This window comes from Labrenzia sp. THAF187b (assembly GCF_009363375.1).
Lineage (GTDB): Bacteria > Pseudomonadota > Alphaproteobacteria > Rhizobiales > Stappiaceae > Roseibium > Roseibium algicola.
On the sequence record NZ_CP045345.1, the window covers coordinates 134075 to 151406 of the forward strand.

The following is a 17332-nucleotide window of genomic DNA, read 5'->3' on the forward strand; positions in this document are numbered from 1 at the left end:
TACCCGTCTAACAGTCACGGAGAAACAACCATGCGGCTGGAGGAAATTGAATACCTTGAACCGGATATGGTTCTGTTCACCCGGTTGCATTCGAGCGCTTTTGTGATGAGGTTGAGCGTCCCGGCGGCTCCATGGCGCGTTTGCCTGGCGCAATGACACCCGCTCGCCAGGTCCTGATCAGACTTCCTGTGTGCCAAGGCAAACACGACGTGACAAACAAACGGCAAGATTTCTGCGTATTTCATTTGATGACAAAAGGCCACGCCGCAAGGCCATACAAAGTGACCTGAGAGACGTGGCCAGAATGATCAGGAACCTTTCCGAAGCAATATGACGGTTCCTGCCGGATCGCATGTCCAATGGCCGGTGACATCGGTCAGCGGCTCCAGTTCATCGCGTTTGGGAGATCCCAAAGCTGCCAGGGCATTGGTGGGATCCTCATCGAACAGTTCTATCCAGACGTCCGTCTGGCTTTGATGCGGCACGCGGTCGATCCACAATGTCATGGGGCCAAACGAGAAGCCGGTGCTGTCCTTGAGTTCACGCGTCACCTGCAATCCGATCTTGTCCCGGTAGAAGGCTACGGTTTCGTCCCACCGATACAGCGGCACCTTGATCGCGATGTTCTTGCCCGGTTCCATTTCCAATTCCCTTTCGATGCGTGTTGCCTACTTGTAAAATCCGTCGCGTAGCCTGATGCCGTTTTCGAGCCAGACCTTCATGGCGCAGAGCATGCCCGTCCAGCCTTCGCAGTTGCCGAGACAGGACTTCAGACCCGTTTCGGTCCCGGGCCAGCCAAATTCGTTGATGCGGACATAGGTGCGTCCGTCTTCCAGCTCCTGAAACGTGATGGTCACGGTGGTCCAGGTGCGGGCGTCATCTCCTGCCTCCCACTGCAGAACGACCTTTTCGTTCGGCACCACCTCCTGCACCAGAACAGGGAATGCACCGGGAAAGTCATGAAAGTCCCAGGTCACCTCCGCACCTGCTTCGATGCGGCCTCGAGCTCCTCCGGTCGTGAAGAATTCCGAAAGCTGTGCCGGGTCGACGACAGCCTCAAACACCTCCGCGACGGGTTTTGAAATCCTCCCGCCTACTGTGAATTTCAGTTCCATGGACCTGTTCCTTGTTGCCTTGCGAGCTATTATGTTATAAAAATATAACATGTCAACAGATGATCAGGATGACGCGCTTTTCAAGGCGCTTGGCCACAGGGCGCGCAGGCGCATGCTTGACCTTTTGAAGAAGGGTCCGCTGACCACAGGCCACCTTTGCGAGGCGCTGCCGCAGATAGACCGCTGCACAGTCATGCAGCATCTGAAGGTTCTGGAAAAAGCCGGGCTGGTGGTGGTCGAACGCCGCGGGCGGGAACGGTGGAACCACCTTGACGCGCTACCAATTCAAGCGGTTCACGAGCGCTGGATCGGTCCCTACGCTGCCTACGCAGCGAATATGTTGGGTGCTCTCAAGAAGAGCGTTGAACAGAGTGAGGAAACTGAGGTGCCCGCAGAAGCGGAAAGTGACGACACCTCACATTCCTGAAGATTGTGGAAGTGTCGTTTGAAGCGGAGAGTTTGCCGCGGATGTTCTCATGCAAGCGTGAACTCCTGCCGGCGGGGCAATCATCCGCAGCCGGGCGCGCTTTGCACCCAGGTATCTTCCGCGCTTCTCGACAAACAGCAGATCCTGGTTTCGGGATGGCATTGGTCCATCCCGAACAATTCGATTTTGGTATCGATGAGGTATAGCGGGAACGCTCTTCCGAGCGCCTGAATCCAGTAATCAATTTCCAGAGAATTAAGATCGTTACATGACTTGCAATAGCTGGAAAGTGAGTATCCTTTTTCCTGCAAGTCTTCGAGCGTTGTGCAGCTGCTTGTTTCCAATGGCTCAAGAATTCTTATGTTTAAAGACATTTTTGGCACACCGTTTTTATTGTCGTAAGCAGCTTCAAGGGCGGTGTTCTTGGTTTTGGGCGATGGGAGCACTTGAAACTTGCATCTTTTTTACCGGTGATTGGGAACGTTCTCAATTCGTGGGAGTACTTAAGTATTATTTGAAAGGGGTGTGGCCCTCCCAGGGTTCGGGCAACCGGAAATCATGGCACGATTTTTACGTATTTAGTCCTGGAACCCGATTGCTTCCCAGACGGGGTTTCCGCCACATCTGCGGGCCAACATTGAACGCGGAACTTCAAATGCCCCCAGTTTCAAAACAGGCCTTCGTTGCCAAACGCCCTTACAGAATTGCCGTGGGCATGCTGCGAGCTGGGCAATGATGGTTCGGACCGCGCGGTTGGAGGATACCCCGCAACTTCTCCGGTTGATCCGAGATCATGCGCAGTATGAGGGCGGGAGAGCCACTATCGACAAGTGCGTGTTGGAACGACTGCTTCAGGTCGAGGAGCCGCCGGTTCGGATCCTTGTCGCTGAATCAGATCAGATCGCGGGATATGCCGCGTTGACGACGGACTATTCGCTCTGGTCCGGAGCGCGCTACGGGCATCTCGACTGCCTTTTCGTTGCGAAGGAATATCGCGGCAGGGGCGTCGGCCAGATACTGTTCCTGAAGGTGCGTGAAGAAGCGCACGCTGCCGGGTGCGTTCGGCTTGAATGGCAGACGCCGGACTGGAACTGTCAGGCAGCTGAGTTCTACAGAAGAAAGGGTGCTGAATGTTTGTCGAAAACCCGCTTTATCCTGCAACTTGACGCAGGGTAGAAGGAGGTTGAACTGACAGCGTGGTCGAACCGGATTAAATCTTCACGAATGCAGATCTTTCTCAATTAAATAGACCCGGTTTAGAAATGCGGATTCAGGCTTTTTTCAGCTTTGACGTGCTCAATACTGGGGTGCAAGTTGGCGCTAATCACGAAGACGCAGCATGTCTACAGAAGTCAACATTCTCATTCGATCCATGCGTCAGCTGGTTCCCAATCCGGAAACAAGCGCGATTCTGACTGCGATGGGTGTTTCCTACTGGGCTTACGATCCGGTTGCGGAAGAGTTGTGCTGGCAAAGGTCGGATCCGACCTCTGTCAGAGGTTATCGCCTTGCAAAGCTGTCCATTCAAAGAGCACTTCAGTACTACATCCAGCGTGACAGAACCCGCTTCCTAAAGGTGATTTCCAATGCGGTGGAACACGGTCTGTCGCAGACGACACGTGTCACCATGAAAACGGATGGCGGTCACAAGTCCTACGACCTGGTGGCTTCTCGCATTTCCGGCAAACCGGCGTTTCTGATCATAGGGCTGATGAAGGAGTGTGCGCCGGAAGCGCCGGTCAACGCGGAATTGCCGGACATTCTGCAAAACCTGTCCAACGTCTTTATCTCGAACGCCAGTGCTGTCCTCATTACGGACAACAAGGGGGTGGTTCAGTCGGCCAATCGCCAGTTTCTGAAGCTGTTCGGCATAAGTAACGCCAAACAGGTTGTCGGCCGAGATGCAAGAACGATCCCCAATTACATAGGCAAGAAGCTCGCCGGCTCATTTGCCGAGATGTTACGAAGCCGCCTTGCGTCCAAGGGAACGCTCAAGCTGCCTCAGACAGTAGGCGATCCTGTTGAAGTTCTTTACGATCTGCATCCGATGGCACTCGATGATCCGAACGGCGGTATCATCTTTGCAGGGGAACTTGCTGCCAATTCAGTAGAAATATCTGCCAATGAAGTTCTGGATGCGGTTCCAACCCCAATTCTGGTTGCCGATCTGGATACTCGCCGCATCAAATACGCCAACAAGGCCGGGCGCGGCGAGTTGGGGTTGTCCGCAAAACAAATAGGAACCGAACGGCTATCCGACACGCTCATGAGCGCGAATGACGTTCGTGATCTGACCCTTGTTCTCGACAAGGTCGGCTGGGACGCTGGCCGTGTGTGGCAGGTTCAAAGTCACATCGGACTCAAGAGGCACTACCGAATTCGCACCTGTTTCATCGGCAAACAGTCTTCGCGGCAGATCGTGCTCGAGTTTCTGCCTGTCCGGCTTGAAAAGGACAAACCCGGCAACGAAAAAGCCCAGAATTTCTTCTCTCGCCTGCTGGACATGAGCTTCAACTGATCCTGTCATCACTGTACATCGCTGGAGGCCCACCAGCGCAGACCTCCAGGCTTTTGAGTTTCATGCCGTCAGATCGTGACGGTCATTTCCTCCATGACGGATCCATAACCACCCGCCATCAGGCCGGTAATCCTGCCATCTTCAAGGTCAAGATCCACGGTAATGACACTGGGGGAAGCCGGGGTCATGAAGTGGCCCTGTTCAATGACGAACCGTGATTTCCTTTCGTGAAGCAGGTCGTGCAGCACACAGGCGAGGGGGCCAGCCGCCATGCCAGTGGCGGATTCCTCGTCAATTGCATAGCGCGGTGCGAACATGCGGGTGGTGGCATCGGCCTGCGTGGCGTTTCGATCGGTCGTGAAAACGTAGTAGCCGATCAGGTCAAGCTTGTTGCTGATGTCATTGATCCTCGACTGGTCTGGCACGAGCTGCTTCAGGACGTCTGCATCGCGTACAGCGACGACGACGAAACTGTTGCCCGTGTTCACGAGGACAGGGCGCAGGCGTTCATCCAGCTGGTCTGCCTTCAGACCGAGCGAAGCCAGCACGTCGGCTTCGCTGACACCGCGCTCGGCCCAGGCTGGGCTCCGTTCATAAGACGGGGCAAGCTGTTCCATGTATGCCGCACCGTTCTTGATGACGATCTTGCGCGGACCATCGACGGTTTCCTTTGAAGTGGCACCCTCCCGAACCCGGCCCAGTTCTGCCATATAGCTGAAGGTCGCTATCGTTGCATGGCCACAATGGGCTATCCGCCTGTTTGGCGTGAAGAAGTCCAGCTTGAACCCTTCTTTCGCTGATTTAGACACGAAGGCTGTCTCTGAGAGTCCGATCTTTCCCGCAACGGTCAACATGTCTGCTTCCGACAAGCCGTCGGCATCAAGGATGACGCCGGCCGGATTTCCGCCAAAGGCTTCCGAACCGTTCCGGCGCGTAACGAACCCGTTCACGATGCGGGCGACAATTTCTTTCGTTTCACTCATTCCGTGCACCTCTCAATCATTAACTGGACACAAGAATGATGTCGTCGTATTGCTGGTTCAATGCCTGAATACATGAGTGAATTTCATGAATGAGCGAGACGAACTGCAAAACCGTCTTTTGCTGAACGCACAGCTGCTGCACGCTATTGCAGAAGAGGGGAACTTCTCCCGGGCAGCTGTCGCGGTCGGGCTGGAGCAGTCGGCGGTCAGCCATCGCATCAAGTCTCTGGAGGCCGCGCTCGGAATTCGGCTTTTCGAGCGAACGACCCGGCGCATCGTTCCGACGGAAGCGGGACGGATCGTTTGTGACGCCGCGCAGCGCTGTCAGGAGATCTGGGGCAGTGCACTGTCGCGGATAGCGGATGTGAAGACGTCCAGGACCATACGTCTGTCCGTGTCGTCCTCCGTTGCCATGAAATGGATCGTTCCAGCGCTGCAGCGCGCGCAGGAGGCCGGTCTTGACCTTGTGGTCGATGTGGAAGACAGGCTTGTCGACCTTCACGCCGGTGAGGCCCAGGCGGCGATCCGCTACGGGACCGGCCCTTATCCGGGGTTCCACGCCGAAGCGCTCATGACTGCGCAACTTGTGCCCGTTGCGCGGCCCGGCTTGTTGAAGGGGCAAATGGTTCCCGGCAAGGGAACACCGGCTCTGCTTGCAGACAGGTCCGGGGGGACAGACGGAACGGGCTTCAGCTGGACCGACTATTTCAAGGGCCGCAACTGGCCCGAGCCACCTTCAAGACCAGTGGCTTCCTTTGCCAGAGCCGACCTCGCGATCCAGGCCGCCATCAGTGGCATGGGGGTCGCGCTCGGCAGGACACTACTGATCGAAAACGACATCGAGGCAGGGTTTCTGGAAGTCGTCGGTAAGCCGGTCGCCTCGAAGGCAAAATACTGGCTGGTAACGACGGCTGCCTATGCAGACACGGAGGGATATCGCGATCTGCGGGCCTGGATCGGCAGTGAAATCGAGATCGCACGCGACCAGAACCGAAGGCTGCTTGCCGTCCAGCCATGAACAGTCATTGGTTCCGTACGCGGCCTTTCAAGCGTCACCAGGAGCCTTGAGCCACTGGATCACAAGGTCAAGTTTGACCTGGTCGGAAAGACCGAGGTACTCGAAGTTCGACCTGGTCAGGAAACGCAGGGCTAAATTATCCAGAACATGATTGCAGTGGCGAAGGCCGCTTTGTTGACTGCTCGCGGCTGATGGATCAAACGGATGGCCTGCTGCTTCACGCAGAGGCCATCACGTTACCAGTGCGCTGGTTCACGCCCTCCGCCAACCTCGAAAGATCCACTGGACCCATGACTGACAAGACCTACCAGATCAGGGCATTTGAGCCAGGCGACGGTGATGCCCTTGCCGCCATCTATCAAGGCGCGGTCGATCAGATTGCCAGGGCCGACTACTCAGAAATCCAGCGGTCTGCCTGGCTCTCCATTGCACCGACGGGTGATGTCATGGAAACGGCCTATGGGGATGGAAGGCTCGCGCTTGTGGCGGTAGATCACGAAGCGCGGGTCATCGGATTTTCCGACCTCGAAGAGGATGGTCATATCCAGTTCCTCTACGTTGATCCAGGTGCGGCCGGCCGTGGTGTTGGTTCAAGCCTGATCAGGGCGCTTGAAGGCGCGGCAAGGCAACGGGGTCTGGGCCGCCTTTATTCGGAGGCAAGCGAGACGGCACTGCCGGTATTTTTGAAGCAGGGCTTTGAACGTCTGCATCGTCGCGACCTGAAGATCGGCGATGTCGACATACATAATTACAGCATCGAGAAGCGACTTTGACGGATCTGGATGCCGGGTGGTTTGTGGCGATCGGGCCGAAGCGTCAACGGGCCTTTTCGATCTGCTCGGTATGACTGTCCAGCCACTTCTGCAGGTCGCGCTCGGCACTTTCCAGGCTTTCGGCGTTTATGGCACGCAGGTTCAAGGCGCGTGTAATGGCACGTGTCCGCTTGTTGATCGCAAAATCGGCAGGTACCGTTTCGAGATTGTCCACGCCCAGCTTGTCGTAAAGCGAGAGCAGGCGGTTCTGGACGGTGCGAAGCGACAGTCCCTGCCGAACGGCAATGACCTTGTCCGATAGGCCGAGAGCCATGTCCAGAAGAACGGCATATTCGCTGTCCGTAAGCGTGTCATGTGTCCGGATGTGGCGCTGCTGAACCCGGTGGATTTCCTGGTCCACCACGATCTGGGACTCCAGAAAAACACCGCGCAGTGCCAGGTGAAGCCGCTCCTGAGTTGCCGTCTTCAAAACATATCCGTAGGAGGTTTCCTGAGGCACGATCCGGGCTATGCCGCGCAGGTACGCCTCGTCCGAATAGTTCGACCAGAACAGGATGCGGGTCTGGGGGCGTTCGCGCCAGATCGTCCGGGCAGCATCAATGCCGTTGCGTTCCTTCATCTGAAGATCCATCACCACCGACTGGATGGAATGCCTGCGCGCCAACTGCTCGCCTTCCAGGCCGTTGGTCGCGTGGAAGATGTCCTCGACGTCCGGCAAGGCCAGTTGCAGGGCTTCGCTGAGATACCCGGCATGAAATTGATCGTCTTCTACCAGAAGCACCTTCATGCCAGCTCTTCCTCACCCGTCTGTGGTGCGGTTTCCTGGCACGGGGCGCAGGTCATCGGCAGTTTCACCGTGATGGTCGTGCCTTCCTTACTCGACATGCCGAAGTCCGCGGCGATCAGCCTTGCCCGTGTGCGCATATGGGCAATGCCTCCTGTTGCCTTGCTGGTGTGCCGGCCGAGACGTGAACCGGGAAGCCCCTTGCCATTGTCCCTGATTGTCATTTGCAGTCCGGATTTCACCCGCTTCACGGAGACGCTTATCTGGTCGGCTCCGGAGTGGCGAGCGGCATTGTTTATGGCTTCCTGGGCGATGCGAAACAGGGCAATCCGGATGGTCGGGTCCAGGGTATCGATCAGGCCGTCCGTCTCGTCCGCAGCTTCAAGCATGGTGGACGAAACGTCCTCCACCGCGCGCTCCAGATGTATTCGCAAGGCGTGGGCAAAGCCGAACAGGTCCAGGATCGTTGGTACGGCGGTGTCGATGATCCGGCGAAGGTCGCCGATGCAGTGCTGAATGCTGCCGATCACCCGGGCCTTGTCGGAGGCCGTATCCATCTTCTCGACATCGCGCATGATCCGGGTCAGATCGGCAAGGGTCTGGTCATGCAGATCCATGCCGATGCGCTGGCGTTCCTGTTCCAGAACCCGGGTCAGTTCCAGTGCGCCTTGCCGCAGGCCTTCTTCGCGAGCCTGGGCTTCCGCGCGGACGACGGCTGCGCGCTTGGCCTTTTCGTTCGCGCGAAGGGAATAGAAATAGGGGGCAAGCACATCGGCAATCTGCCTGACGCGCACAACTGTTGCCTCGTCATAGATGTCCGCTGTGCAGGAGGAACAGTTCAGCGCGCCGATGGTGCGGCCAAGCACCTTCATCGCAACATTTACCCGGCTGCGCAGCTTGTGCTTGATGATCGGTTGGGCCAGCGCACCCTCATAGGTGTAGCGCTCGTCTTCCATGGCGTTGCCGGTGAGCATGTAATCCGTCTCGCCGAGCAGAATGCTGCGAACGGGCGAGATGGCGACAGGCGTGCGTGACAGGCTCCAGCGCGTCTTGATTCCGACTTCGTAACTGGTGTTCCAGGTAACCTTGTCGTCCACCAGGCAGACGTCGAGGTGATCGATCGGAAGCAGGTTCTCGATCTCGGCCTTCACCGATCTCAGGGCGGCCCGGATTTCGACCTGGCCGGCCAGATGACTGGAAATGCGCAAGAGAGAGACGAGAGCCGTCGGCTCTGACACCTCCTGGTTTTCATTGGCTCCCTGTCGCATGGCAACAACAAGCTCCTCCCGTTTATTGCGTGCCAGTGTGCGGTACAGGGCTTGCGTCGGCAACCCATCTGTTGGGCGCTCCAGTGCATCATGGTTGCGGGTTCCCGCAACCGTGATGCGTTTCTTCCGCTTTACGCATTTCCTTAACGTCAGCAATCTGAGCTCGGGATGCGTTGGGAGAACCGTGTCCCGTTATCAAAGACGCCTGCTGGCGTCAGGGAGGAAACATGAACACCAAAGCCAAGCTCTTGGGGGCGGTCGCGCTTGTTGCGGTCACCCTGCCGGGTCACGCTGTAGCGGACACCGCGGATAAACGTATTGCCCTTTCCAACAATTACGCCGGCAATTCCTGGCGACAAGCCATGCTGGAAAGCTGGGCCAAGGTCGGCGACAAGGCTGTTGAAGACGGCGTGGTCGCCTCGGCCGACGCATTCACCACGTCCGAAAACCAGGCAACCGAACAGGCCGCTCAGATTCAGAACATGATCCTGCAGGGTTACGATGCGATCGTGGTCAATGCAGCTTCGCCAACGGCCCTCAACGGCGCGATCAAGGAAGCCTGCGACGCCGGCATCACGGTCGTCTCGTTCGACGGTATCGTCACCGAGCCCTGCGCATGGCGCATTGCGGTCGATTTCAAGGAAATGGGCCGTCAGCAGGTCGAGTATCTCGCCGGACGCCTGCCGGATGGCGGCAACCTTCTTGAAATCCGCGGTCTGGCCGGGGTTTTCGTGGACGATGAAATCCACGCAGGTATCGAGCAGGGCGTGTCGGAATTCCCGAAATTCAAGATCGTCGGATCGGTCCACGGCGACTGGGCGCAGGACGTCGCCCAGAAGGCAGTTGCAGGCGTCTTGCCGAGTTTGCCGGAGATCGTCGGGGTCGTGACCCAGGGCGGTGATGGCTACGGGGCAGCCCAGGCAATCAAGGCGGCCGGCCGCGATACGCCGATCATCGTGATGGGTAACCGCCAGGACGAAATGAAATGGTGGGCCGAAGCGCGTGACGAAAACGGCTACGAGACCCTGTCTCTTTCCATTGCCCCGGGTGTTGGCACGCTTGCCTTCTGGGTCGCCCAGCAAGTGCTCGACGGTGCAGAAGTGCCCAAGGATCTCACGGTACCTTTCCTGAAAGTCACCCAGGAAACGCTTGACGAGACGCTTGCCGCAACACCTGCCGGTTCGGTGGCGAACGTCGAATACAGTCAGGAAGACGCCAAGTCCGTCATTGCAGCCGCCAACTGAGGGAGAGACGGAATTGGAAGTGGCAACTGGCGCCGGCAAGCCGAAGCCGGATGTCCCGTTGGTTGCCCTTTCGGGCGCGTGCGTTCACTTCGGTGCAGTGCGCGCGCTCGACGGGGTCAGTCTGACCGTCAGTCCCGGCGAATGTGTCGGTCTGATGGGTCACAACGGTGCGGGCAAATCGACAGCCGTCAACGTGATCAATGGCGGACTGACGCCAACGGACGGACAAGTCCGTTACGGGCATGAGGACGGCAGAAAAGGAACGGGGGCAGCACGTGCGCGTGCCTGCGGTATCCGCAGTGTTTTTCAGGAACTTTCCTTATGCCCAAACCTGTCCGTACTGGAAAATCTGAGGGTTCCACATCGTGACCTGACAGGATTTGGCTGGCGCAAAACGGCTGCCGGGCGGATTGCCGCTGCTCTCGACGAAATCTTTCCCGGACACAGGATCGAACCGGGCATGATCGTCGGCGACCTGACCCTGGCGGAACGGCAGATGGTCGAGATCGCTGCCGGATTTGCAGGTGGCCCTACACCACCACGTCTCGTCATCCTCGACGAGCCGACATCGTCCCTTGATGCCTCGATTGCCCGGCAACTGCTCGAACATGTCCGTCGCTTCTGCGCCAAGGGCGGTGCGGTCATTTTCATTTCGCACATGCTGGGAGAGGTTTTCGAAGTCGCATCACGGATCGACGTGATGAAGGACGGCAAGATCATCGCCAGCAGACCGGCGTCTGAATTTACCCAGCAGGGCCTGATCGATGCCATGGGACATGTGGCAAACGAGAAGGCCGCCGCCCGGGCGGCGGTCGAAAGCAGTCAACGCATCGGCGAAGAAGTGCTGAAGACGCCGGAAGGGCTCAGTGCCCGCAAAGGGGAAATCGTTGGCCTGGCGGGTCTTGCCGGGCATGGGCAGGCAGAAGCTTTGGCCCGGTTCTTCATGTCCCGGTCGGGGAAACTCGCGCGGGTGAAGGATCCTGAAGCGGCCTTCGTTGCCGGTGACCGCGGCCGGGACGGGGTCATGCCGCTCTGGTCGATCCTTCGAAATCTCACGCTGACGCACCTGCCAAGCCTGACCCGGCGAGGGTTGGTCGACAGGGTTGCTGAGCAGGCGCTGGGCGCAGACTGGAAGAAGCGTATCGGCATTCGGACCGACAATCTGGGAAATCTCATCCTGTCCCTGTCCGGCGGCAATCAGCAGAAGGTTCTTTTCGCCCGTGCACTGGCCTCATCGGCCCCGATCGTGGTGATGGACGACCCGATGCGCGGTGTCGATGTCGGCACCAAACAGGAAGCTTACGACATGATCCGAACGGAAGCCGCCAACGGGCGCACCTTCCTGTGGTATTCGACGGAAACGGATGAAGTCTGCCAGTGTGACCGGGTGTTTGTGTTCCGGAACGGGCAGATATCAGCGGAGTTGACCGGAGACGGCATCACGGAAGAAAACATTCTGGCCGCCTCTTTCCAGATGCAGGGGGCCGGCGCATGAACGGCAAGTACCGCATTCTGCTTCCGGTCCTGTCCCTGACTGTGCTGCTGGCGGCCGTCTTTTACCTTCAACCCCGGGCAATGAGCTACTTCGGCCTGAACCTGCTCTTCAATCTCGCGGTACCGATCGCGCTGGCAACCATCGCGCAGATGATGATCATCATGGTCAACGACATCGACCTGTCGGTCGGGACGTTCGTCAGCTTCGTCGCCTGTGTCACGGCAACCTTCCTGAATGATGCGCCGCTCGTCGGCGCGGCTATCCTGCTGGCATCGATCCTCGCGTATGCGGCCATCGGCGCGCTCATTCACATTCGCCAGCTTCCGGCGATTGTGGTCACGCTCGGCATGTCATTCGTCTGGGGAGGCCTGGCGGTTCTGCTGCTGCCATCGCCGGGTGGTGCGGCGCCGACATGGATCCGAACGGTGATGACCGTCAAACCGCCACTGGTGCCGATGGCGGTGGTGGCCTGCATCCTCATCGCCGGTCTGACGCATCTTTTGATCATGCGGTCTTCGACGGGCACGCTGTTGCGCGCAGTCGGCGGCAACGCCCAGGCGGTTGCACGCTCCGGCTGGTCGGTCACGAAACTGAAGGCGGGTGCCTATGCGCTTGCCGGCTTCTTCGGTGTCCTGGCCGGTATCTGCCTCGTCGGCTTGACAACGTCGGCCGATGCCAACATCGCTTTGCGCTACACGTTGCTCTCCATCGCCGGAGTGATCCTGGGGGGAGGAGAGTTCACGGGCGGTCGGGTCTCGCCTGTCGGTGCGGTGCTCGGTGCGTTGACACTCGCGCTCGCGGGAAGCTTCCTCTCGTTCATGCGCCTGTCGCCGGACTGGCAGATCGGCGCTCAGGGCGCGATCCTCATCCTTGTACTTGCGGTGCGGCTGATCTTCTCGCGCCGCAGCCGGAAATGGAAGGGAGCCGAAAATGGATAACTCCCGTCTTTCGACCGTTCTCGCCATCCCCAGAAGACCCTGGTTCTGGGCATTCGCAGCCAGTGCCCTTGCCTATTTCGCAACCCTTTCGCTGACGGAAGGACGCGGTGGAGGGGAGCTTCTTTCCGCAGCGCTGACCTTTGCCTCCTTCTCGGCCATTGTCGGGCTGGGTCAGATGTTCGTCATCACCCTTGGGCCGGGCAATGTCGATCTGTCGATCCCCGCGACGATGACGCTGGCCGGCACGCTGTCGCTCAAGTTCATGGATGGCGCGGCAAATCTCATCTTGCCGGGGCTCGCCGTCGCGCTTGCCGTCGGTATCGGAGCGGGCACATTCAATTACCTGCTGATCCGGCTTTTGCGGATCCCGCCAATCATTGCGACCCTTTCGGCATCTTTCCTTTATCAGTCGCTGGCGATCTGGTGGAACCGCGGCCTCAGGATCAAGCCGCCGGAGGCGCTCGCAGATTTTTCGACCGGCGCCATCGCCGGCCTGCCGAACCTGACGATCATCGGCGTGCTGATTGCGCTGTTGAGCTGGGTGGTTCTGGAACGCTCGATCTTCGGACGCTGGGTGTCCGCCTTCGGGCAGAACACGCGCGCCGCCCGGCTGAGTGGGATCCCGGTAGAGACGGTCCGCGCGGTCACCTATGTCGTCTCCGCCGTGCTTGCGGCGTTCACCGGATACCTTCTGGCGAGCTTTTCAGGAGGTGCCGCACTGAACATGGGCACGGAATATCTCCTGATTTCCATCGCCGTTGTCGTGATCGGAGGCTGCTCCATTGCCGGCGGCAATTCGAATGTTCCGGGCATCTGGGGCGGGGCGCTGCTGATGTTCCTGGTCGTTTCGATGTTGAATTCCTACGGCTTCGGCGCAGGCGTGCGCCTGATCATGACCGGCGCCATCATCATTGGCATCGTCGCTGCCGCATCCGGAAAGGGCAGACCCACATGAACAGTTTCTCTTCTCCCTATCAGATCGACGATCCCCGTTTCAGGAACCTGATCCAGAAGAACGCAAGGTTGCGCCAACTTGCGACCGGCTTTGAATGGACCGAAGGGCCCGTCTGGTTTGCCGATCACCAGCACCTGTTTTTTTCCGATATTCCCGCAAACCGGATGATGCGGCTGACGCTTGATGGCCAGGTCAGCACCTATCGCCAGCCTGCGGATTATTCCAACGGCAACACCCGGGATCGTCAGGGCAGGCTGGTGTCCTGTCAGCACGGAACCCGCTCTGTTACCCGGACCGAACTGGACGGCACCCGCACCGTGATTGCAGACAGCTACCAGGGAAAACGTCTCAATTCACCGAATGACGTGATCGTCCAGTCGACCGGCGCGATCTGGTTCTCCGATCCGACTTACGGCATCCTGAGCGATTATGAAGGCTACACCTCAGAGCCGGAACAGGCGGCCCGTAATGTCTTCCGCGTGGATCCGGTAACCGGAGAGGTCGAAGCGATGATCACAGATTTCACCCAGCCGAACGGCCTGGCCTTTTCATCGGATGAGAGCGTTCTCTACGTGGCGGAATCCGGCTCCAGTCATGATGCCGAGGTTCCCTCCATCATCCGTGCTTTCAAGCTGGACGAGACCGGTGGGATCCTGTCGGACGAGGTGTTTGCCACAATAGACCGTGGACTTCCCGACGGAATGCGGGTCGATGCTGCCGGCCATCTGTGGAGTTCGGCGTCCGACGGCATTCACTGTTTCCACCCCGACGGGACCCGGCTCGGGAAGATCCTGGTGCCGGAAGTCGTCTCCAACCTGTGTTTCGGTGGCGTGCGCGGCAACCGGTTGCTGATCACCGCAACCACGTCGGTTTATGAGATTGCGGTCAACGCAAGATCGGCGATCTGAGAAGATCGCCGCACAGAAGCCTTGAGAAATCTTCAACTGGCAGACCCGATCGTTACTACAAGGTCACGATGGCCTTGATCAAGGCTTCCCTGTCTGTCGCCAGCTCCTTGATCTTCGCCGGAAGGTCCTCGAGGCGCACGGTCAGCGTGCACAGCGCATCCGTGTCGATCCGGTCTGAGCGAATTGCCGACATGACGGTCTCGAAGTCTTCTCTCGTGGCGTTTCTGCTGCCGATGATCTGGGTTTCGCGTTTGTGAAACTCCGGGTCGCTGAAGCTGATGGTTTCCTTCACGACGCTCACCAGCACATAGCGGCTGCCATGCGCAAGAAGAGGAAAGCCGGCTTCGATGGCGGCCGCATTGCCCGTTGCATCGAAAATCACGTCGAAGCCGTCTTGCAGAGGACCTGACAGAATGTCGGTTCCGACGAGATGCGTGTTCTTGAAGCCGAATTTTTCCGTCGCCTGGGCCAGCCGCGTTTGGCTCATGTCCAGAAGATGGACTTCGGCTCCCGAAAGCCGGGCAAAGAGAGCTGTGCCGATGCCGATGGGACCGGCCCCGGTGACCAGAACCCTGTCGTCGGCGGATAGCGCCGCCCGGCGAACGGCATGGGCCCCGATCGCAAGAAACTCCACCATCGCCGCCTGAAGTTCCGTCAAGCCGGTCGCCGGATAGAGATTTTGCTGAGGGACTGCGATGCGGGAACACATTCCGCCATCCCGGTGAACACCGAGAACCTCGATGCTGCTGCAGCAGTTCGGTTTGCCCTTCGTGCAGGCCCGGCAGGCGTTGCACGAAAGATACGGGTTGACCACCACCAGTTCCCCGGCAGTCCACGGGCCGACGCTTTCCGCGACCCTGCCGCTAAGCTCATGACCAATGACACGCGGGTAGTTCAGGAAAGGGTGCTTGCCTTCCAGAATGTGGTAGTCGGTGCCGCAAATGCCGACGGCCTCGATGTCCACAAGCACCCAGCCGTCCGGCGCGTCTTCGGGCAGGGCCTGCGTTTCGAGCCTGAAGACACCCGGTTCGATGACGGTACCGCATTCCATTGATCGGGCCACTGCCGGTGATTTGGTCTTTTCAATATTCATTGAACGGCTTTCCGGCTCCTGGGAGCCCAGTCGTGAGGAAGGTCGCCCTTGATGATAAGGCTGAGAACATCATCCTTGGTGACGTCTTCAATCCGGTGCGAGCCGACCTTACGGCCCTTGTTCATCACTATGACACGATCGCAGAGTTCGAACACGTCATGCATGTCGTGGCTCACCAGGAGGATGCCTATTCCTTCTTCGCGCAATTGTCTGATCAAGGCACCGACCATGGCCGTTTCCGAAGGGCCGAGAGCGGCTGTCGGCTCGTCCATGATCAGGATCTTGACGTCAAAATAGATCGCTCTGGCAATGGCAACAACCTGCCGCTGGCCGCCCGAGAGGCTCGACACCGGATCGTTCAGGTTCTTGAAGTTCGGGTTGAGCCTTTTCAGAACGCGGACCGCCTCGGCCATCATTCTGTTGTCGTCCAGATTGCCGAACCTTGTTTTCAGTTCCCGGCCGAGAAACAGGTTGGCGGGTGCGTTCAGATGATCTGCCAGGGCAAGCGTCTGGTAGATGGTTTCGATGCCCAGATCGCGGGCGTCGTGGGGCGATTGAATGTCGGCGATTTCGCCGTTGACCTTGATCGTCCCCTCATTGGGGATCATGGCTCCGGACAAGATGCGCATCAGGCACGATTTGCCGGCGCCGTTGTGGCCGAGAACGCCAACGACTTCACCTGGATAAAGCTCCAGAGAAACACCATTCACCGCCCTGATGCCGCCAAAGTGCTTTTCGATTGCCTCCATCTGCACCAGCGGTGCCGCGGATTGTGCATCTGGTTTCATATTCCGTGTCCCGATCGACGATTGAAAAGACCGGAAGCCTTTGAGCAGCAAGGCTTCCGGCCGCGTTGTGGTGCGTTAGTAAAGGACGTTCTGAACGCTCGGATGATCGATGTTGTCCTTGGTGGCCAGCACGACGCCGGTGTCGATGAAGTTCGGCACCTGTTCACCGTTCAAGAGCTTCAGAATGGTCTGAACGCCGATCTCGCCCATCTGGAACGAGCCCTGAACGGCAGTCGCGGCCAAAGTTCCATCGCGGACGAAATCCTGAAGGTCTGTGTTGCCGTCAAAGCCGATCGCCGTGACCTTGCCCGCCTTTCCGGCTTGTGCCAGTGCCCGGCCCATGCCGATGGCCGTCGGTTCGTTGGCGCCAAAAATGCCGACAAGATCCGGATTTGCCGCCAGAACGTCGGTGGTCTGGTTCAAGGCGGTTGCCATCTGGGACTGGGAGTAATAGGGGCCGACGATCTCGATCTTGGACTGATCCTCGATCCGCTTGACGAAGCAGCCGACGCGGCCAAGTTCGGAGCCGACACCCGCGACATAGGACATCACGGCAACCTTGCCCTCTGTCCCGACTTCCGAAATCATCTTGTCGGCAACCAGTTGACCAGCAGCACAGTTATCGGTCGACAGGAATGACTGGTAAAATTCCTTGCCGTTGTCGGCGAGACCGGAGTCGATAATGACAACAGGAATTTCGGATTCATACGCTTTCTTCACCGCCGGGATCAGTGCTTCCGGATCGGATGGTGCCAGGACAATTCCGGATACGCCGCGGTTGATGGCGTTCTCGACAAGGCTGACCTGATCGGCAACGGCCGATTCCGAGGCCGGACCGTTGAAGGTCATCGTGTGGTCCGACTGGCCTTCGATGGCTGCGCTGGCGCCCTTGTTCACGTTCTGCCAGAAGTTGGAATTCGTCGTCTTGACGATGACCGCAATTTCTCCGGCCTGCGCGGCTGCTGCGGACAGCGCAAGGGCACTTGCCATCATCGCTGTTGTCAAAAGCTTCTTCATTTCATTCT

At 58.5% G+C, this 17332-nt stretch carries 18 protein-coding genes; 10 read left to right on the forward strand and 8 right to left on the reverse strand.

Annotation, left to right across the window (positions count from 1 at the left end; all coding sequences use genetic code 11):
* Window positions 1–308: 308 nt before the first annotated feature.
* Together FIV03_RS28445 and FIV03_RS28450 are read right to left on the reverse strand one after the other, a co-directional pair.
* Complete coding sequence (locus tag FIV03_RS28445) at window positions 309–641, reverse strand: VOC family protein (protein ID WP_152512188.1); 333 nt, start codon at window positions 639–641, stop codon at window positions 309–311.
* A gap of 27 nt (window positions 642–668) precedes the next feature.
* A complete protein-coding gene (locus tag FIV03_RS28450; RefSeq protein ID WP_075281832.1) occupies window positions 669–1115 on the reverse strand; it encodes an SRPBCC family protein in 447 nt (148 codons plus the stop codon).
* 49 nt (window positions 1116–1164) lie between these two features.
* Here FIV03_RS28450 and FIV03_RS28455 point away from each other — a divergent pair, with 49 nt between their 5' ends.
* The 3 genes from FIV03_RS28455 to FIV03_RS28465 all read left to right on the forward strand — a co-directional run bounded on the left by FIV03_RS28455 (window position 1165) and on the right by FIV03_RS28465 (window position 4060).
* Window positions 1165–1542, forward strand: coding sequence for a metalloregulator ArsR/SmtB family transcription factor (locus tag FIV03_RS28455; protein ID WP_152512189.1), 378 nt, complete (start codon window positions 1165–1167; stop codon window positions 1540–1542).
* A gap of 834 nt (window positions 1543–2376) precedes the next feature.
* Window positions 2377–2718 (forward strand): GNAT family N-acetyltransferase, encoded by a 342-nt coding sequence (locus tag FIV03_RS28460; protein ID WP_173014023.1) that lies wholly within the window; start codon window positions 2377–2379, stop codon window positions 2716–2718.
* 163 nt (window positions 2719–2881) lie between these two features.
* Complete coding sequence (locus tag FIV03_RS28465) at window positions 2882–4060, forward strand: PAS domain-containing protein (RefSeq protein ID WP_081713180.1); 1179 nt, start codon at window positions 2882–2884, stop codon at window positions 4058–4060.
* A 68-nt stretch (window positions 4061–4128) separates the two neighbouring features.
* Here FIV03_RS28465 and FIV03_RS28470 read toward each other — a convergent pair whose 3' ends face one another.
* Window positions 4129–5043, reverse strand: a complete 915-nt coding sequence (locus tag FIV03_RS28470) for a PhzF family phenazine biosynthesis protein (protein ID WP_152512191.1) — start codon at window positions 5041–5043, stop codon at window positions 4129–4131.
* A gap of 85 nt (window positions 5044–5128) precedes the next feature.
* Here FIV03_RS28470 and FIV03_RS28475 point away from each other — a divergent pair, with 85 nt between their 5' ends.
* Together FIV03_RS28475 and FIV03_RS28480 are read left to right on the forward strand one after the other, a co-directional pair.
* Entirely contained in the window at window positions 5129–6061 is a 933-nt protein-coding gene (locus FIV03_RS28475; RefSeq protein ID WP_152512192.1) for a LysR family transcriptional regulator, read from the forward strand.
* A 290-nt stretch (window positions 6062–6351) separates the two neighbouring features.
* Complete coding sequence (locus FIV03_RS28480; protein ID WP_152512193.1) at window positions 6352–6834, forward strand: GNAT family N-acetyltransferase; 483 nt, start codon at window positions 6352–6354, stop codon at window positions 6832–6834.
* A 43-nt stretch (window positions 6835–6877) separates the two neighbouring features.
* On the opposite strand, the gene FIV03_RS28485 is transcribed toward FIV03_RS28480, so the two are convergent.
* Together FIV03_RS28485 and FIV03_RS28490 are read right to left on the reverse strand one after the other, a co-directional pair.
* Window positions 6878–7621 carry a response regulator transcription factor gene (locus FIV03_RS28485; protein ID WP_023001516.1) on the reverse strand — a complete coding sequence of 248 codons (744 nt, stop codon included), beginning with the start codon at window positions 7619–7621 and terminating at the stop codon, window positions 6878–6880.
* Window positions 7618–8886, reverse strand: a complete 1269-nt coding sequence (locus FIV03_RS28490) for an ATP-binding protein (protein WP_286202338.1) — start codon at window positions 8884–8886, stop codon at window positions 7618–7620. The genes FIV03_RS28485 and FIV03_RS28490 overlap by 4 nt, the downstream gene beginning before the upstream one ends.
* Window positions 8887–9113: 227 nt before the next feature.
* Here FIV03_RS28490 and FIV03_RS28495 point away from each other — a divergent pair, with 227 nt between their 5' ends.
* The 5 genes from FIV03_RS28495 to FIV03_RS28515 are packed head-to-tail and all read left to right on the forward strand — an operon-like array spanning window position 9114 to window position 14426.
* Window positions 9114–10130: an ABC transporter substrate-binding protein gene (locus FIV03_RS28495; RefSeq protein WP_152512195.1), complete on the forward strand. Its 1017-nt coding sequence runs from the start codon at window positions 9114–9116 to the stop codon at window positions 10128–10130.
* Window positions 10131–10143: 13 nt separating this feature from the next.
* On the forward strand, window positions 10144–11625 hold the full coding sequence (locus FIV03_RS28500; RefSeq protein ID WP_286202339.1) for a sugar ABC transporter ATP-binding protein: 1482 nt from the start codon (window positions 10144–10146) through the stop codon (window positions 11623–11625).
* Window positions 11622–12563, forward strand: coding sequence for an ABC transporter permease (locus FIV03_RS28505; protein ID WP_023001512.1), 942 nt, complete (start codon window positions 11622–11624; stop codon window positions 12561–12563). Before FIV03_RS28500 ends, FIV03_RS28505 begins: the two co-directional genes overlap by 4 nt.
* Window positions 12556–13518, forward strand: a complete 963-nt coding sequence (locus tag FIV03_RS28510; protein ID WP_152512196.1) for an ABC transporter permease — start codon at window positions 12556–12558, stop codon at window positions 13516–13518. Before FIV03_RS28505 ends, FIV03_RS28510 begins: the two co-directional genes overlap by 8 nt.
* Window positions 13515–14426, forward strand: coding sequence for an SMP-30/gluconolactonase/LRE family protein (locus FIV03_RS28515; protein ID WP_152512197.1), 912 nt, complete (start codon window positions 13515–13517; stop codon window positions 14424–14426). Before FIV03_RS28510 ends, FIV03_RS28515 begins: the two co-directional genes overlap by 4 nt.
* 55 nt (window positions 14427–14481) lie before the next feature.
* On the opposite strand, the gene FIV03_RS28520 is transcribed toward FIV03_RS28515, so the two are convergent.
* The 3 genes from FIV03_RS28520 to FIV03_RS28530 form a co-directional block, all read right to left on the reverse strand.
* A complete protein-coding gene (locus FIV03_RS28520; protein ID WP_152512198.1) occupies window positions 14482–15519 on the reverse strand; it encodes a zinc-binding alcohol dehydrogenase family protein in 1038 nt (345 codons plus the stop codon).
* Entirely contained in the window at window positions 15516–16307 is a 792-nt protein-coding gene (locus FIV03_RS28525; protein ID WP_152512199.1) for an ATP-binding cassette domain-containing protein, read from the reverse strand. Before FIV03_RS28525 ends, FIV03_RS28520 begins: the two co-directional genes overlap by 4 nt.
* 75 nt (window positions 16308–16382) lie before the next feature.
* Window positions 16383–17324 (reverse strand): ABC transporter substrate-binding protein, encoded by a 942-nt coding sequence (locus FIV03_RS28530; RefSeq protein ID WP_023001507.1) that lies wholly within the window; start codon window positions 17322–17324, stop codon window positions 16383–16385.
* Window positions 17325–17332 lie beyond the last annotated feature (8 nt).

What these genes read in the sequence shown, in the direction of transcription:
- FIV03_RS28445 (WP_152512188.1), bottom strand. Translation starts at nt 641, where the DNA reads ATGGAACCGGGCAAGAACATCGCGATCAAGGTGCCGCTGTATCGGTGG.
- FIV03_RS28450 (WP_075281832.1), bottom strand. Translation starts at nt 1,115, where the DNA reads ATGGAACTGAAATTCACAGTAGGCGGGAGGATTTCAAAACCCGTCGCG.
- FIV03_RS28455 (WP_152512189.1), top strand. Translation starts at nt 1,165, where the DNA reads ATGTCAACAGATGATCAGGATGACGCGCTTTTCAAGGCGCTTGGCCAC.
- FIV03_RS28465 (WP_081713180.1), top strand. Translation starts at nt 2,882, where the DNA reads ATGTCTACAGAAGTCAACATTCTCATTCGATCCATGCGTCAGCTGGTT.
- FIV03_RS28470 (WP_152512191.1), bottom strand. Translation starts at nt 5,043, where the DNA reads ATGAGTGAAACGAAAGAAATTGTCGCCCGCATCGTGAACGGGTTCGTT.
- FIV03_RS28475 (WP_152512192.1), top strand. Translation starts at nt 5,129, where the DNA reads ATGAATGAGCGAGACGAACTGCAAAACCGTCTTTTGCTGAACGCACAG.
- FIV03_RS28480 (WP_152512193.1), top strand. Translation starts at nt 6,352, where the DNA reads ATGACTGACAAGACCTACCAGATCAGGGCATTTGAGCCAGGCGACGGT.
- FIV03_RS28485 (WP_023001516.1), bottom strand. Translation starts at nt 7,621, where the DNA reads ATGAAGGTGCTTCTGGTAGAAGACGATCAATTTCATGCCGGGTATCTC.
- FIV03_RS28490 (WP_286202338.1), bottom strand. Translation starts at nt 8,886, where the DNA reads ATGCGACAGGGAGCCAATGAAAACCAGGAGGTGTCAGAGCCGACGGCT.
- FIV03_RS28495 (WP_152512195.1), top strand. Translation starts at nt 9,114, where the DNA reads ATGAACACCAAAGCCAAGCTCTTGGGGGCGGTCGCGCTTGTTGCGGTC.
- FIV03_RS28505 (WP_023001512.1), top strand. Translation starts at nt 11,622, where the DNA reads ATGAACGGCAAGTACCGCATTCTGCTTCCGGTCCTGTCCCTGACTGTG.
- FIV03_RS28510 (WP_152512196.1), top strand. Translation starts at nt 12,556, where the DNA reads ATGGATAACTCCCGTCTTTCGACCGTTCTCGCCATCCCCAGAAGACCC.
- FIV03_RS28515 (WP_152512197.1), top strand. Translation starts at nt 13,515, where the DNA reads ATGAACAGTTTCTCTTCTCCCTATCAGATCGACGATCCCCGTTTCAGG.
- FIV03_RS28520 (WP_152512198.1), bottom strand. Translation starts at nt 15,519, where the DNA reads ATGAATATTGAAAAGACCAAATCACCGGCAGTGGCCCGATCAATGGAA.
- FIV03_RS28525 (WP_152512199.1), bottom strand. Translation starts at nt 16,307, where the DNA reads ATGAAACCAGATGCACAATCCGCGGCACCGCTGGTGCAGATGGAGGCA.
- FIV03_RS28530 (WP_023001507.1), bottom strand. Translation starts at nt 17,324, where the DNA reads ATGAAGAAGCTTTTGACAACAGCGATGATGGCAAGTGCCCTTGCGCTG.